Below are 15,487 nucleotides of genomic sequence, written 5' to 3' on the forward strand. Positions count from 1 at the left end.
CGGAGGACGGCATCGGCGGCGGGAGGGGCTGTAGGCATGGCGTGCTGGGGACGGATCGGCCTTCCGGTGCTGCTCGTGGCGCTGGCGCTGGGCGCCGCACCGGCAAGCGCCGATGACGACGACGACGGTGGCGGGGCCGGCGGTGCGGCAGGGGGCGCATCGGGTGGCGCCGGCGGCTCGCCGGGCGGCGGAGGCACGGGCAGCGACGGCACGGGCGGAGGCGATCAGGGACGTTCCCTCGGCCTGGGCGCGCCGGGCACGGGCAGCTTCTCGCGCGACCTGCGCGGCGTGCTCGGCCTGTTCGGGACCAGCGCGACGCCGCCGGCCGCGCCGCAGCCGCCCGCGGCGCCAGCGCCGGCGCCCGCGCAGCGGCAGTCGCCACCCGGCCGTGCTGCCACCGTGCCGAGGCAGATCACCGGGATCGGCGTGGACGGCCCGAGCCTGGCGCGGCTGCTGGCGGGCGGTTTCCGCGTGCTGGAAGAGACGCCCGCCGGCCTCGTGCCTGGCAGCCTTGTGCGGCTCGCGCCGCCGCCGGGCGTCGGCGATGCGGCAGCGCGCGACCGTGCCCGTGCGCTGGCGCCGGCGGCACGCTTCGACCTGACGCATCTCTACTGGCCCGAGGCCGGGCCGCTTCCGGCCGCCCTGCCCGAGGCATCCACGACCTGCCCCACCAAGCCTGTGGGCGTGGTGGATACCGGCTTCGATGCCGCTCACCCAGCCTTGGCAGGGCGGCCGGTGCAGCTGGTGACGCGGCGCAGCCCCGGCCGCGCGCCGGCGCGCAACGGCCATGGCACCGCGGTGACGGCGCTGCTGGTCAAGGCGCTCCCCGACACGCAGGTGGTGGTGGTCGACGCCTTCCATCGCCGTCCCGACGGCGACGCAGCCGATGCCTTCGATGTCGCCGCCGCTCTCGCGCTGCTGCTCGAGCGGCGCATCGAGGTGGCCAACCTGTCCTTCGCCGGTCCGCCGAACGACGTCCTCGCTTTGGCCACCGAGCGCGCCGCCGCGCGCGGCATGCTGCTGGCCGCGGCAGCCGGGAATGATGGGCCGCGCAGCCCCCCGCGCTATCCGGCGGCCTATCCCTGGGTGGTGGCAGTGACGGCCGTGGACGCAGCCCGGCGGCCCTTCGTGCGCGCCGTGCGCGGCGCGCATCTCGCCTTCGCCGGACCGGGCGTCGGGCTTGAAGCCCCGGGCCGCAACGGCGCGCGGCTGAGCGGCACGTCCTACGCCGTGCCGGCGGTGACGGCCGCCTTCGCGATCGCGATGCGCACCAGCGACCGGGAGCAAGCTCTCGCGCAGCTTGCCGGCACGGCACTCGATCTCGGGACACCGGGGCGCGATCCGGTATTCGGCTGGGGCCTCATCAGGTCGCCGGGCTGTTCCGCGGCGGAGAACCCGGCGCCGGAGGCCGGCACCGCGCAGCCCGCGGGGTGAACGCGCGGCGAGGCGGCGCGCCGCCTGCCCGGTGTGCCCCTATCCTTCCATGCGGTAGTTCGGCGCTTCCCGCGTCACCGCGACGTCATGCACATGGCTCTCGCGCAGGCCGGCATTGGTGATGCGGCGGAAGCGCGCGGTCTTCTGCATGTCGGCAATCGTGGCGCTGCCGGTGTAGCCCATGGCGGCGCGCAAGCCGCCCACCATCTGGTGGACCACCGCGCCCACCGGGCCCTTGTAGCCGACGCGGCCCTCGATCCCTTCCGGCACCAGCTTCAGCTTGTCCGCGACCTCCGCCTGGAAGTAGCGGTCGGCGCTGCCCCGCGCCATCGCACCCAGCGAGCCCATGCCGCGATAGGATTTGTACGAACGCCCCTGGTACAGGAAGACCTCGCCGGGCGCTTCGTCGGTGCCGGCGAAGACGCTGCCCATCATCACGCAATCGGCGCCCGCAGCCACAGCCTTGGCGATGTCGCCGGAGGAGCGGATGCCGCCATCCGCGATGCAGGGCACCCCGCGCTCGCGGCAGGCCGCGGCGCTCTCCATCACCGCCGTCAACTGCGGCACGCCGACGCCGGCGACGATGCGCGTCGTGCAGATGGAGCCCGGGCCGATGCCCACCTTCACCGCATCGGCCCCCGCCTCGATCAGCGCCAGGGCCGCTTCCGGCGTCGCGATGTTGCCGGCGACGACCTGCACCGAGTTCGACAGGCGCTTGATCCGCTCGATCGCCTTCATCACGCCGGCGGAGTGACCATGCGCCGTGTCCACCACGATCACATCCACCTCGGCCTTCACCAGCAGGCCGGCGCGGTGGAAGCCGTCCTCCCCCACGCCGGTGGCGGCCGCCACGCGCAGCCGCCCCATCGCGTCCTTCACCGCGCTGGGGTTGGCCTGCGCCTTCTCCATGTCCTTGACGGTGATCAGGCCGACGCAGCGATAGGCCTCGTCCACCACCAGCAGCTTCTCGATCCGGTGCTTGTGCAGCAGCGCGCGCGCCTGCGCCGGCGTGACATCGGTGTTGGCGGTCACCAGGTTCTCCCGCGTCATCAGCTCATAGACGCGGGTATTGGGATCGGAGGCGAAGCGGACATCGCGGTTGGTGATGATGCCGACCAGGCGCCCGGAGTCGCGCTCCACCACGGGGATGCCGCTGATCTTGTGGGCGTCCTGCAACGCGTGGACATCGGCCAGCGTCTGGTCGGGGTGGATGGTCAGCGGGTTCACCACCATGCCCGATTCGAACTTCTTGACGCGCCGGACCTGGGCCGCCTGGTCCTCCGGGCTCAGGTTCTTGTGGATCACCCCGATCCCGCCGGCCTGGGCCATGGCGATGGCCATCGGCGCCTCGGTGACGGTGTCCATCGCCGCGGCGACGAGGGGAATGTTCAGCGCGATCTCCCGCGTCAGGCGGGTGCGCGTGTCGGTCTCCGCCGGCAGCACGGTGGAATAGGCGGGCACCAGCAGGACGTCGTCGAAGGCGAAAGCTTCCTCGAAGCGCGGCATCCGATGCAGGCCTCCGGCGCTCGCGGCGTCGCGCCGTTCCGCCCTCCGGTCATCGGAAGCCGGGGCAGTCAGGCTGGCAGGGCTGTCGGGGGGCGCCATGGCGGGAACCTCTCGGGGAACGCGACCTTGGCGGCCCGCCCTACACCCGTTGGTGACCCCGCGTCCAGCGGATGCGCCGTGAAGCCTGCCTGACGGTTCGTCGGGTCAGGGTTGCGCGCCCTTGAAGCCGGTCGCCACCACATACAGCTCCGCGCTGTCCTTGCGGCTGGCCGGCGGCTTGGCGTGGCGGACCTGGGCGAAGTTCCGCTTCAGAATGTCGAGGAACGCCTTCTCCGACCCGCCGGCGAAGACCTTCGCCACGAAGCCGCCACCGGGCGCCAGCACGCGCAGCGCGAAATCCAGCGCCAGCTCGGCCAGCGCCATGATGCGCAGATGGTCGGTCGCCGCATGGCCCGTGGTGTTCGGCGCCATGTCCGACAGCACCAGGTCCGCCTGGCCGCCGAGCGCCTGCTCCACCGCCGCTTCCGCCGCCGGGTCCTGGAAATCGCCCTGCAGGATCGTGGCGCCCGGAACGGGATCGACCGGCAGCAGGTCGAGCCCCACCACCCGTCCCCGCTCGCCGCCCTTGCGCACCGCCACCTGCGTCCAGCCACCCGGGGCGCAGCCAAGATCCACCACGCGCGCGCCTGGCTTGAGCAGCCGGAACTTCTCGTCCAGCTCGATCAGCTTGAAGGCGGCGCGGGACCGCCAGCCCTGCGCCTTCGCGGCTTGCACGTAAGGATCGTTCAACTGCCGTTCGAGCCAGCGCTGGCTCTGCGGGCTGCGGCCCTTGGCGGTGCGCAGCCGCGCGGAAAGGGACCGGCCGCTGGTCGGTGTCCTGGTCATCACCCGGATATCGGCGATCAGGCCTGGCCGTGCCAGCCCTGGCGGCGCGGCGCATGGCTGCGCGCGGCATGGCGGTCGGCGCGCATCAGCCGCAGCAGCATCCCCTCCCGCAGCCCGCGATCGGCCACCGTCAGCCGCGGCACCGGCCAGACGCGGCGGATCGCCGCATAGACGGCGCAGCCCGGCAGCACGAACTCCACGCGCTCCGGTCCGACGCAGGGGTGCGCGGCCAGGCCTTCGCGACCCAGGGCGAACAGGTCGCCCAGCGCCTGGTCGGCCAGGCAGGCATCCAGAGTCTGCCCGTCCACCAGCGGGCGGCGGTAGCGGGGCAGGGCCATGGCCACGCCCGCCAGGGTGGTGACGGTGCCGGAGGTGCCCATCAGCCGCACGCCGCCCGAGCGGATCTCCTGCGCGATGCGATGGACGGCATCGAAGCCGGACAGGCGTTCCGCCACCTCGTTCACCACGGCGTGAAAGCCGGCCTCGGTGAAGCAGGACGGGCCGCCGCGTTCGGACAGCGTGACCACGCCAACGGGCACCGAGAGATAGCCGATCAGCTCCGGCGCGGGGCGATGCGGCTGGATGCGGATCCAGGCGATCTCGGTGGAGCCGCCGCCGATGTCGAACAACAGGGCGCGCCGGTCCTCCGACTCCAGCAGCGGGGCGCAGGATTCCATGGCGAGCTCCGCCTCCTCCCGCGCGGAGATGGTGCGCAGGCGGAGCCCGGTCTCCTGCTCGACCCGGGCGAGGAAGGCAGGGCCGTTGGTGGCGCGGCGGCAGGCCTCGGTGGCCACGGCCTGCAGCGCGCGAACCGGGCGGCGATGCAGCTTGTCCGCGCAGGCGCGAAGCGCGGCCATGGCGCGGTCCATCGCCGCGTCGGAGAGAATGCCGGTCGCCACCAGCCCCTCGCCGAGCCGGACGATGCGGCTGAAGCTGTCCACCACCCGGAATCCGCCCCCGGAGGGGGTCGCCACCAGCAGCCGGCAATTGTTGGTGCCGAGATCGAGCGCCGCGTAGCTCGGCGCATGCATCGCGTCGCGCCGGGGCAGCAGGGCCGGGCGGGGGGCTGGGGTGGGTGCCGGGACGGGGGCGGGTCGGGCGTCGTCAGGCATGTCGTTCGGCTGGCGGCAGGCCCGCGCGGCTGGTGGAGCACCGCGGCGGTTCGGTCGCCAAGTGCATGATCCGGCGAGCTTGCCTCCGGGGCAAGGCATTTCCGTGAAGGGAAACGAGCCGCTGTTGCCTGCCCCGGGTCGCTGTGGTAACCCCCGCCCCCTCGCCGCGTTAAGGGGGCGAGCCCGCCGGCGGTGGGGGATAGTTTAGTGGTAGAACTCCGGATTCTGACTCCGGCAGCCTTGGTTCGAATCCAGGTCCCCCAGCCAGCCGCCTAGATCGCGCCGCCGTGCGCGTACGGGCCACGCCGCTTCGATGATGCGCCGTCAGCCCGCCCGTTCCTCCCTCAGTCCCGCCTGACACCCGCGGCCCTCAGGATCGGCCCCCAGCGCTCGAATTCGGCCTTGTGGATCTCCACCATCTCCGCCGGCCGCGGCTGCGGGATGAGGTCGAAGCCGATCTCGGTCAGCCGCTTGCGCACGGCCTCGTCGCCCATCATCGCCTGCGTCACCTCGTACATACGCTGCACGATGGGCGCCGGCGTGCGCGCGACGGTGGAAACGCCGATCCAGGTGCTCATCTCATAACCCGCGACGCCCGCCTCCTGCATCGTCGGCACCTCGGGCAGGTAGGACGACCGCGTCGCGGAGGTGACCGCCAGCGCCTTCAATTCGCCCGACCGGATCAGGCCGAGCAGCGTCGAGATGTTGAAGAAGGCGAAATCCACCTCCCCGGTCTGCGCCGCGAGGATGCCCTGCGGCGCGCCGCGGTAGGGCACATGCGTCGCCTCGAAGCCGGTCATCTGCGCGAACATCGCGGAGGAGACATGGTGCGTCGTGCCGACCCCGCCGGAGGAGTAGGTCAGCTTGCCCGGGTTGGCCTTCCCCGCCGCGACGATGTCCGCGACGCTGTTGAAGGCCGAGCCGCGCTTGACCACCAGCGCGTTGCTGACGGCGACGATGCGGGTGATCGGCTGGAAGTCGCGCAGCGGGTCGTAGGGCAGCGTGGGATACAGCACCGGGTTGAAGGCGATGGAGGTCTGGCCGGTGATGGTCACCGTGTAGCCATCCGGCGCCGCGCGCGCGACCTGGCCGAGCGCCAAAGTGCCGTTCGCGGCGGGGCGGTTCTCCGTCACCACGGGCTGGCCAAGTCGGCTGCTCCAGCCATCGGCGACGGTGCGGGCGACGATGTCGACCGAACTGCCGGCCGCGAGCGGCGCGACCATGGTGATCGGGCGCGTGGGCCAGGCGGGCTGCGCGCGGAGCGCAGCCGGCAGGGCGGTGCTGCCGGCAGCGGCCAGCAGCAGGGAACGGCGACGCATCTTCAGCCTCCTTCGCGGATCAGATAGACCGGGCTCGACCACACCACGGCGCCGTCCTCCAGCGTCGCGCGCAGATAGAGCGCATTGTCCTCGCCGCTGCGCAGCGCGATGCGGCGCGACAGGCGCACGCGGCGATGCGGGCTGGCATCCGGCAGGCGGAAGGCGCGGATGCGCCGGCCGAGCCCGCCGGCCTCGAACACCTTGTCCTCCAGCCCGATCTCCGCGACGGGGATGGTCGCCTGCACCAGGTTGGTCTCGATGGCGAGCGTTCCGGCCCGCGCGTCTTCCAGCACCGTCTCCATGCCGCCGAAGCCGCCCGTCGTCACCGCCTCGAAGGTCACCGCATCGGTTTCCGCCGCGAAATGCTTGTCGAGGTTCCAGCGGTTGATCGGGCGCGTCGCGCCGAAGCGGTTGCCGCTGATGCCGACTTGGCCCTTCCACATCGTCTCGCGCCCGCGGCCGCGATATTCCGAGCCTTCCCAGATCACCCGGATGCGGCGGCCTAGATCGGCCACGGCATAGGGGCGCCAGACTTCCAGCAGCTCCGTGCGGTTGCGCAGCTCGATGCGCTCGATCGGCGCGGCTGCGGCGAGCTCGGCCTCGAACAGAGCCTCCGCATCCGCGACGCCGGTGAGGATGTCGCCCATCATGGCGGTCGCGGCCCGTCCGATCGGCGCGCCGCCAAGTGCCGGGTCGTCCTCATGCAGGTCGGCCGGCGTCGCCAGCGTCACCTTCACGTCCAGCATCGCCCGCGTCGCGGCGGTGGTGGCGTAGTGGTGGCGGCGCTTCAGCGCGCGGAACAGCGCGGGGCGCGAGAGCTCCTCCGCCAGGATGCAGGTGAGGCCGCCATAGGAGCCGAATTGCGAGGCACCGGGATGCGATGCACCCTGCCGCCCCTTGTGGCCATCGGAATTGGCGCTGACGCCCACGCGCGCACCAACGGCGAAGGCATCCTCCAGCAGCCAGTCGAAGGTGCCCCAGTCGGAATGCACCTCCACCGTCCGCTCCAGCGCCTTGTCATGGGCGTAGAACAGGTTGGCGTAGCGGCCGCCGACATGCGGCTGGCTCAGCACGTCGCCTTCCTGGCGCAGCATCGCATGCAGCGCCTTCACGTCCAGCGCGTCCTGCGCCGCGTCGGACAGATCCTCGACCAGCGCGTGGCAGGAGCGGTGGATCGTCGCATCCTCCTTCAGCAGGATCACGTTGCGATCGCCGCCGAGCGCGGTGTTGCCGCTCCACTCGTAGCCCGGGAAGAAGGTGAAGCGGCCGGGCACGTCAAACTCGGCCGTCAGCCGGTTCAGGTCGCGCCAGAACTCCCCCGTGATCTGGAAGTCGTTGCCCTGGTGGCACATCGCATCCACGAAGGCGCAGTCGCGCGCGTATTCCGCCAGGCGCCGCGCACTGTTGCTGCCCACGGTCTCGCCGGACTGGCCATGCAGGTCCGCCCAGAACGGGACCAGCGCCGCGTCGGCCACGACGTCGAGCGGGTTGGAGACGGCGAGCACCCTGCCCGCCTCGTCCAGCCATTCCACGCGCGCCTCGCCGGGGCGTGCGATGCGCAGGCCCTCGATGCGATGCGCACGCGCGCCTTCCGGCCAGTCGAAGCTCGCGGGCAGGCCCTCGATGCCGGCGCCGAGCGCACGCAGCGAAAATCGTCCGTGCAGACGGTCGGTCGGGTTGCCCCAGGCATCGTCGGCACGCAAGCCGAGCGCGAAGCCTTCTCCCGCGCGTCGCCGTGTCGGCAGCACGGCGCGGAAGGTCGCGGCCTCGCCGGCGACGACGGACACCTTCGGCTGGTCGGGCAGCAGCGCCCAGTTGCAGGTGGCAAACACGTCGGCCAGGACGAGGAAGCGGAACTCGTCCTCGCAATAGGTCTGCATGCGCAGCCCCGGCGATCCACCGCGCCGGTCGCCGAGCCGTACCGTGATGGTGTCGCCCGGCGAAAGGAAGCCGCGCTCCACCGTGATGGTGATGGTGCGGCTCCAGGGGCGCATCGCCAGCTTCGGATCAAAGCTCAGGCGCAGCGCGGCGCCGTTCGACGCCTCCGCCGAGACGTAGTTCGGCGCCTTCGGATCGGCGAATTGCGGGCGGGCTAGATCGGAGACCTGGCGCGTGCAGATGCGTAGCGATCCCGTGTCGTCAACGCCGAAGCGCCCCGCGGTGAAGACGATCTCGAAGCTGGCGAAGCTGCCGGCGACGACGGGCGTGGCGGGCGAGAGCGTGACGCGCCCGACCTCGCCGGCCATGTAGTCCGTGTGATGCGCGGTATGGCCCTTGCCGGCGCCGGGAATGGCGAGATGCGCGCAGGGCGGGGCGGAACTGTCGTCGGGCATCGGGCTCGCTCACGGCTTCGCGACCATGATAGGTGCAGGTCGCGCGCGGCTGCAAACCCGCCGGGCTAGCCCTTCGTCGCGCCCGCCGTGAGGCCCGCGACCAGATGCTTCTGCATCAGCCAGACGAAGGCCAGCACGGGCAGAAGCTGCACCGATGTGGCGGCGAACAGCACGCCCCACTCGACACCGTCGAAATTGCCGACGATCTCCGCCAGCACCAGGGGCGCTGTCCGCGCCCGCGTCGAGGTGAAGATGAAGGCGAAGAGGAACTCGTTCCAGGCATAGACGATCACGAAGACCGCGACCGCCAGCATGCCCTGCGCGGCCAGCGGCGCGATGACGCGGACCAGCGTGCGCAGCCGCCCCGCGCCATCCACCGCCGCCGCTTCGTCCAGTTCACGGGGGATCTGGTCGATGAAGGCACGCATGACGAAGGTGCCGAGCGAGACGAAGAAGGTCGCGTAGAGGATCGCCAGCCAGACATGCGTGTCCTGTAGCCCCAGCGCATTCGCCGCGGGGAACAGCGGCAGGGTGCAGACGATCGGTGGGATCAGCCGCACCGCGATCAGGAACAGCGCGGAGCCTTCCACGAAGCGGCCGCGGAAGCGCGAATAGGCGTAGCCCGAACACAGGCTCGCCGCGACCGCCAGGATCGTCGCCATCACCGTGACGATCAGGCTGTTGAACAGCGCCGTGAAGAAATCCGGCCAGCGTTCCCACAAGGCGGCGTAGTGGGTCAGCGTCGGCGTGAAGCCGAGGCGTGGCGGGAAGGCGAAGATCTCGCGCTCCGGCTTGAAGGACGCGCTGACGATCAACGCGATGGGCGCGAGCGACCAGACGAGGATCAGGGCGACCGCGCACGCCTTCCCCAGCGCGACGAGGGGCCGGCTACGCATCGGCCCGCCGTGCCTTCGCCAGCCGCCACAGATAGGGCGCGGCCAGCAGCAGGCTGCCCACCACCATCAGCCACCCCGTCGCGGAAGCCGCGCCGAAGGCGTTGTAGCGGAAGGCTTCCAGATACAGGTACACCGCCACCACTTCCGTGCTGCGCGCCGGCCCGCCGCCGGTCAGCAGCCACACCTCGCTGAACAGGCGGAAGGCGAAGATCATGCGGAACAGCGCCGCGATCAGGATCGCCGGCACCAGCAGCGGCAGGCTGACGCGCCGGAAGGCCTGCCAAGGGCTGGCGCCGTCGATGCGCGCGGCCTCGTAGAGTTCCAGCGGGATGGCCAGCCGCGCCGCGTAGAGGATCATGAAGGTGAAGGGCAGGTGCAGCCAGATGCTGAGCAGCGCCACCAGCAGCAGGCCATGCGTCGGGTTCACCGCCCAGTCGAGCGCCGGCAGGCCGAGCGCCTGCAGGGCGTAGCTGACATGCCCGACCTCCGGGTCGAACAGGTAGCGCCACATCACCACCGCCGCGACCTCGCTGACGGCGTAGGGCGCAAGCACCACCGCCAGCAGCAGGCGCCGCATCGGCAATCCGGCGGCGAACAGCAGCGCCATGCCGAGGCCGAGCAGCAACTCGACATGCACCACCACCAGCACGATCAGCGCGGTGTTCCATAGCGCGCGCCAGAAATAGCCATCCGCCAGGATGCGCGCGTAGTTCTCCAGGCCCACGAAGCGCGGCTGCAGCCCGAAGGAGGAGACATGCAGCGACAGCCACACCAGATACAGTGCCGGTATCAACAGCACGACGAAGACCAGCGCCGGCGCGGGCGCCAGCAGCGCAAGCCGCGTCGCCAGCGCTTCCTTCATGCCTTGAGGTGGATGCTGACCAGCAGCGTGATGGATTCGCCCGCGCGCAGCGTGCCGGCCAGGCGCAGCCAGCCACCGAACTGCGCCAGCGGCAGCGCCGTCATGTCCTCCGTGCTGGCGGGCAGCGCGATCTCGCTGCCATGCGGCGCCCAGTGCATGCCGTCCGGCCCGACCTGCACGGCGAGCTTCGGCGCGCCCTGCGGAAAGCGCGGCGGCTTCAGGGCACGGATGAAGACCATGGCTTCCCGCGCCCAGCCGCATTCATGCGGCTCCGTCGCGAAGTCGCCAGGCCCTTCCCAGGTGATGTTGCGGGTGACGATGGCGAGGTGGCTGTTCGGCAGCATCGGTCTCACTCCGCCGAGAGGCAGACGGAATCGAGCGCGGCCCAGGCGCGCTTGTCCACATCCGTCTCCACGAAGAACAGGATGTTCAGCATGCACCACAGGTTCTTCCAGGCGGGCATGCGCATCTCCGCGAAGTTGCGCATGTCGTGCACGCGGTCGTTGATGCGGAAGCCCGTCACGCGCAGGTCGCGCAAATCCAGGTCGATGCGGCCGTAATGCCAGTTCACCTTGGTCGGGATCTCATTGTAGCAGAGCTTCTGCGTGCCGCCGGGCAGGTCCTCCCAGCCGCTATCCGCCATGTGGTCATGCGTGGCGGACTTGGCGGACAGCGTCGCGGCCTTCTCGACCGCGCGCTTGAACTGCCATTTCTGCACATGGTCGCCATCGCGCGCATTGAGGAAGCGCAGATGCGGCATCACCCGCTCGCCATTGGGCGTGGCATCGCCGGACTGCAGGTCGAAGAGCAGTCCGAAGGACCGCACATCGGTCTCCGAGAGCGTCAGCGCCGTCGCCTCGGGCTTGAAGGTGAAGTAGAATTCCAGCCGGATCGCGCCCGCTTCGCGGAAGGTCAGGCGCTTGACGCAGGATGTGCGCGCACCGCGGTTCGGCAGCGTCTGCACCTTCAGCACGTAGTTGCCGTCGATGCCGCCATGGCTGCCGAAATCCCAGTTCGGCAGCGTGGAGAGCATCGGCGGCTGCATCTGCGCATAGCCCGGCAGGACGGAATCGAAATCGCCGTCGTAGTTGCCCTGGTGCTGCACCCAACCGCAATGGCCGCGGTCGAAATCGTCGAAGGCGAGAATGCGCTTCAGCGGCTCGAAGCGCGACAGTTCCGGCGTCATGCGGTGATCCTGAAACGGTCCAGCGCATCCGGCGCGAGCGCGACGCCGAGCCCCGGCGCGTCCGGCACGGCGAGCGTGCCCTCGGCCGAGAGCCCCGCGACATCGCCCTGCACCGGCACGGTCAGCGCCTGCCGCAGCGGGTTGTCGAAGACCATGCATTCGAAGGTGAGGAAGCTCTCCGCGGCCGCTGCCAGGTGCAGCGACGCGGCGGAACAGATGCCGCCGGACCAGCCGACATGCGGCGCGTAGTTCACGCCATTCAGCGCGGCATGCTCCGCGATGCGCCAGGTCTCGGTGATGCCGCCGGAGCGCGCCACATCAGGCTGGATCAGCCCGAGCACATGGTCGCGCACGAGTTCCGCAGAGTCAGCAGCCGTGAAATCGGACTCGCCGGCCGCCAGGCGGATCGGCAGGTGCTGCGCCAGGCGGCGATAGCCGGCATGGTCGTCGGGCGGCAGCGGCTCCTCGAAGAACCAATAGCCCTGGTCGCACATCGCCTTGCCCAGCAGCAACGCATCGTCGGCGTCATAGGCCCAGTTGGTGTCCACGCCGAGCAGCACCTCGTCACCCACCAGCCGCCGCACCTGCTTCACCCGCGCAATGGCGCGCGGCAGCGGGCGGCCGATCTTCACCTTGATCTGGCGAAAACCCTTGGCGCGGGCGGAGGCGACCTCGGCTTCCACGCGGGCGTCGTCGGCCCAGTTGATCGAGCTCGCATAGGCATCCACCGCGCGCCGCCCGACGCCGCCGAGCAGCCGCCAGATCGGCTGCCCCGCCGCCTGCCCCGCCAAATCCCACAACGCGATGTCCACGCCGGCGATGCATTCCACCAACATCCCGCCGAGCCGCCCCGTCAGCGTGTTGCGCATCGCGGACCACAGCGCGCGCCGATCATGCGCGCTGCGGCCGATCAGCTTCGGCACCAGCGCATCCTGCAGGAATGCTGCGTAGCCAAGCGCGCCGCGACGACCCAGCACCTCGCCGATACCGGTCAGGCCGCTTTCCGTGCGGATCTCGACAGCGACGATCTCGAGCGCGGGCCAGTCGCCCTGGCTGGTCACCTGCACGGTCGGCAGGCGCGCACGCAGTGGATGCGCCAGGACCTCGCGGATGATCAGCGGATCGCCCGAAACCGCCATGCACGCCCCCTACCCTCTGTTGGCAACCTATCGGATAGGTGGATGAGTTGCAAGGCGGAGGGGTGGACGCGTAGCATCGCCCGGATGAGCGGCGCCGCGCTTCCTGCCGATCCTTTCGGGCCGCTGGCCGCGGTGCGGCTGGCCGATGGCGTGCTGGCGGCACTCAGCCAGGCGATTCTGGACGGGCGCTTGAAGCCGGGGGAATCGCTGCCCTCGGAAGCGACGCTCGCGGCGCGCTTCGGCGTCTCAAAGCAGGTGGTGCGGGAAGCGGTGCGGCAGCTCGCGGCGCTCGGCGCCGTGCAGATCGGCCAGGGGCGCGCGACGCGCATCGTGGAGATGACGGATGCGCAGCCGCTGGCGCGCTTCTGGCGCTTCGCCGTCGGCAACACGCGCGAAGGTCTGGCGGAGGCGGTGGAGCTGCGCCGCATGCTGGAACCGCAGGTCGCGCGGCTCGCCGCGCAGCGCGCGACGGAGGACGGCATCGCGCGGCTGACCGAGACGCTCGCCCGCATGGAAGCGGCGCTCGGCGACGTGCGCGCCTGGATCCCCGCCGATCTCGACTACCACGACCAGCTTGCGCTGATGAGCGGCAACCGGCTTGTGCGGTTGCAGATGCAGGGCCTGCGCCCGGTGCTGGAGGAAGTGCTGCGCCACTTCAACGCCGGCCAGCGCGACCGCGCGGACTGGCGCCGCACCTATGACCGCCATCGTCGCGTCGCGGAGGCGGTGGCCCGGCGCGACCCCGATGCCGCCTTCGCCGCGATGCTGGATCACTTCACGGCGGCCGATGACCGCCTGGCGCAGCTTTTCGGGCGCCCGACATGACACAGGGAGGAACCACCATGACAACCCGCCGCGGCATCCTCGCCGCTTCGCTCGCATCGCCCTTCATCGTCAGCTCCGCCGCGCGCGCGCAATCCAACGCGCCGCTGCAGGTGCTGTCGCATCGCGTGCACCAGACGGTGGCGACGGGCCGCCAGGGCGGCGACATCACCCAGCCCTTCACGCAAGCGACCGGCGCACCGGTGCAGTGGACCACCTTCGACACCGGCCCTCTTTGGGAACGCGTGCAGCGCGAGGCGACCCTGCCGCAGACCGGCGTGGACGTGGTGTTCCTGCTCAACACGCAGGTCTCGCCGCGCGCAGCCTCCCTGTTCGAACCGCTGGACGCCCGCATGTCCAGCAAGCCGATCGAGGACCCCGCCGATGTCTTCCCGGGCCTCATCGAGGGCTACAAGGTCGGCGGTGCGCTGACCGCCATTCCCTTCCGCCACGCCTCCTCGGGCCTGCACTACAATGCCGAGCTGTTCGGCGAGCGCGGCATGTCCGGCCCGCCGAAGACGATCGAGGAGATGGCGGAGTTCGCCAAGCGCGCCACGCACCGCCGCGGCGACGGCACGCCGGTGACCGGGCTGGTGATGCCCGGCGTCACCTATCCCAACGTCATCGACCTCGCGCGCGCCTGGAACGGCGACTTCATCACGCCGGATTTCCGCTGCACCGCGGACCAGCCGCCGATGCTGAACGCGGTGAAGCTGCTGCGGGAGCTGTTCCAGGCCGGTGCCTTCCCGCGCAACTTCGCCACGATCTCCACCGAGGACGTGAACACCTGGATGCAGCAGGGCCGCGGCGCGATGGCGCTGAACTCGATGGGTCGCAACCGCATCTACAACGACCCGCAGCGCAGCAAATTCCCGGGCAAGGTCCACACCATCGCCGTGCCGATCTCCGAGACGCTGCGCAGCCAGTTCGAGGTGGCGCCGGCCAAGGTGGAGTTCTGGGGCATGGCGATCCCGCGCAACGCCCAGCGCAAGGACCTCTCCTGGCAGTTCATCCAGACAATGGTGACGAAGCCAGCGACGCTCGCCGCGGCACTCAACGGCAACGGGCCGGTGCGCAACTCCACCTACGAGGATAATCGCTTCCGGGAGTTGATCCCCTATGCCGATGAGGAGCGCCGCGTGCTGCGCGTGGCGCGCGTGCCGCTGCCCGCTTTCGACGAAGCGCCGCGCGCCGGCGACATCTTCAAGGAGGAGACGGAAGCCGCGGTGCTCGGCATGAAGACGCCGGAAGCGGCCATGGCATCGGTGGTGCAGCGCGTCACGCCACTGCTGCCGCGCAACTCGTGACGCCCGCCAGCGCCTCGCTCGCCTCGGTGCTGCTGAAGCGCTGGGGCCTGCGGGCGCTGTCGCCGACCGGGATCGCGCCGCTCGATCCCGCGCGCTGCCGCTTCGCCGGGCGCGCGGCGACCATCCGCTACCTGCCGCTGCGCGAGGATCTTGCGCCGCGCTTCCACCCCGTCGATCCCGCCGCGCCGAGCCATGACGCGATCGAGGCGGTGCAGGCCGGTGAGGTCCTGGTGATCGAGGCCGAGGCGCGGGCGGAGGCCGGCATCCTCGGCGAATTGATGGCGCTGCGGCTTCAGATGCAGGGCGCGGCAGCGGTGGTGTGCGATGCGGGCATGCGCGATGTGGCCGCGCTTCGCGCGATGGACCTGCCCGTGTGGTGCCGCGGCCCTGCCCCGGCGTCGTCCTCTGCCACGCTGATGCTGGTGGAGCATGGACGGCCGGTGGCGCTGGGCGGCGTGACGATCATGCAAGGCGACTGGATGGTGGGGGATGAGGACGGCGTCGTGGTATGTCCCGCCGCGCTGTGGGAGGAGGCGCTGCGCGAGGTGGAGGCGCGGGAAGCGCTGGAAGAGTACGTGAAGACGCGGCTTGCACGCGGGGAACCGTTGCGCGGGCTGTATCCGCCGGATGCCGCGGTGCAGGCCGCGTTCGAGACGTGGCGCGCGGAGCGGCAATACCGCTGAGGC

Annotated in this window: 14 protein-coding genes and 1 tRNA gene; 5 read left to right on the forward strand and 10 right to left on the reverse strand. The window is 71.0% G+C overall.

The window, feature by feature from the left end:
* The first annotated feature begins 36 nt into the window (after positions 1–36).
* Complete coding sequence (locus E4T13_RS06565; RefSeq protein ID WP_137177392.1) at positions 37–1,434, forward strand: S8 family serine peptidase; 1,398 nt, start codon at positions 37–39, stop codon at positions 1,432–1,434.
* 39 nt (positions 1,435–1,473) lie between these two features.
* Here the strand turns inward: E4T13_RS06565 and guaB are convergent, their stop codons facing one another.
* The 3 genes from guaB to E4T13_RS06580 all read right to left on the reverse strand — a co-directional run bounded on the left by guaB (position 1,474) and on the right by E4T13_RS06580 (position 4,856).
* On the reverse strand, positions 1,474–2,940 hold the full coding sequence (guaB, locus tag E4T13_RS06570; protein ID WP_206030083.1) for an IMP dehydrogenase: 1,467 nt from the start codon (positions 2,938–2,940) through the stop codon (positions 1,474–1,476).
* A 204-nt stretch (positions 2,941–3,144) separates the two neighbouring features.
* The gene (locus tag E4T13_RS06575) at positions 3,145–3,825 is read right to left on the reverse strand and encodes an RlmE family RNA methyltransferase (protein WP_137177394.1); all 681 of its coding nucleotides are present in this window, start codon (positions 3,823–3,825) and stop codon (positions 3,145–3,147) included.
* Between the two features lie 17 nt (positions 3,826–3,842).
* Complete coding sequence (locus E4T13_RS06580; RefSeq protein ID WP_170984867.1) at positions 3,843–4,856, reverse strand: Ppx/GppA phosphatase family protein; 1,014 nt, start codon at positions 4,854–4,856, stop codon at positions 3,843–3,845.
* 274 nt (positions 4,857–5,130) lie between these two features.
* On the opposite strand from E4T13_RS06580, the gene E4T13_RS06585 reads away from it, so the two are divergent.
* A tRNA-Gln gene (locus E4T13_RS06585) sits at positions 5,131–5,204 on the forward strand.
* 77 nt (positions 5,205–5,281) lie between these two features.
* Here E4T13_RS06585 and E4T13_RS06590 read toward each other — a convergent pair.
* From E4T13_RS06590 to E4T13_RS06620, 7 genes are all read right to left on the reverse strand, one after another.
* Positions 5,282–6,256 carry a tripartite tricarboxylate transporter substrate binding protein gene (locus E4T13_RS06590; RefSeq protein ID WP_137177396.1) on the reverse strand — a complete coding sequence of 325 codons (975 nt, stop codon included), beginning with the start codon at positions 6,254–6,256 and terminating at the stop codon, positions 5,282–5,284.
* Positions 6,257–6,258: 2 nt separating this feature from the next.
* Positions 6,259–8,589 carry a DUF3604 domain-containing protein gene (locus E4T13_RS06595; protein WP_206030084.1) on the reverse strand — a complete coding sequence of 777 codons (2,331 nt, stop codon included), beginning with the start codon at positions 8,587–8,589 and terminating at the stop codon, positions 6,259–6,261.
* A 65-nt stretch (positions 8,590–8,654) separates the two neighbouring features.
* Positions 8,655–9,485, reverse strand: coding sequence for a carbohydrate ABC transporter permease (locus E4T13_RS06600; protein ID WP_137177397.1), 831 nt, complete (start codon positions 9,483–9,485; stop codon positions 8,655–8,657).
* Positions 9,478–10,347 carry a carbohydrate ABC transporter permease gene (locus E4T13_RS06605; RefSeq protein WP_137177398.1) on the reverse strand — a complete coding sequence of 290 codons (870 nt, stop codon included), beginning with the start codon at positions 10,345–10,347 and terminating at the stop codon, positions 9,478–9,480. Before E4T13_RS06605 ends, E4T13_RS06600 begins: the two co-directional genes overlap by 8 nt.
* Complete coding sequence (locus E4T13_RS06610) at positions 10,344–10,691, reverse strand: hypothetical protein (RefSeq protein WP_137177399.1); 348 nt, start codon at positions 10,689–10,691, stop codon at positions 10,344–10,346. Before E4T13_RS06610 ends, E4T13_RS06605 begins: the two co-directional genes overlap by 4 nt.
* A 5-nt stretch (positions 10,692–10,696) precedes the next feature.
* The gene (locus E4T13_RS06615; RefSeq protein WP_137177400.1) at positions 10,697–11,533 is read right to left on the reverse strand and encodes a DUF6772 family protein; all 837 of its coding nucleotides are present in this window, start codon (positions 11,531–11,533) and stop codon (positions 10,697–10,699) included.
* Positions 11,530–12,672: a mandelate racemase/muconate lactonizing enzyme family protein gene (locus E4T13_RS06620; protein ID WP_137177401.1), complete on the reverse strand. Its 1,143-nt coding sequence runs from the start codon at positions 12,670–12,672 to the stop codon at positions 11,530–11,532. Before E4T13_RS06620 ends, E4T13_RS06615 begins: the two co-directional genes overlap by 4 nt.
* An 84-nt stretch (positions 12,673–12,756) precedes the next feature.
* Between E4T13_RS06620 and E4T13_RS06625 the strand changes: the two genes are divergently transcribed.
* From E4T13_RS06625 to E4T13_RS06635, 3 genes are read left to right on the forward strand one after another with little or no spacing between them, the layout of a single operon-like run.
* Positions 12,757–13,497: a FadR/GntR family transcriptional regulator gene (locus E4T13_RS06625; protein WP_170984837.1), complete on the forward strand. Its 741-nt coding sequence runs from the start codon at positions 12,757–12,759 to the stop codon at positions 13,495–13,497.
* A 17-nt stretch (positions 13,498–13,514) separates the two neighbouring features.
* Complete coding sequence (locus tag E4T13_RS06630) at positions 13,515–14,801, forward strand: ABC transporter substrate-binding protein (RefSeq protein ID WP_137177403.1); 1,287 nt, start codon at positions 13,515–13,517, stop codon at positions 14,799–14,801.
* On the forward strand, positions 14,798–15,484 hold the full coding sequence (locus E4T13_RS06635; protein ID WP_170984838.1) for a ribonuclease activity regulator RraA: 687 nt from the start codon (positions 14,798–14,800) through the stop codon (positions 15,482–15,484). The genes E4T13_RS06630 and E4T13_RS06635 overlap by 4 nt, the downstream gene beginning before the upstream one ends.
* Positions 15,485–15,487: the final 3 nt, after the last annotated feature.

It is taken from the genome of Roseomonas sp. AR75 (genome assembly GCF_005222815.1).
Lineage (GTDB): Bacteria > Pseudomonadota > Alphaproteobacteria > Acetobacterales > Acetobacteraceae > Falsiroseomonas.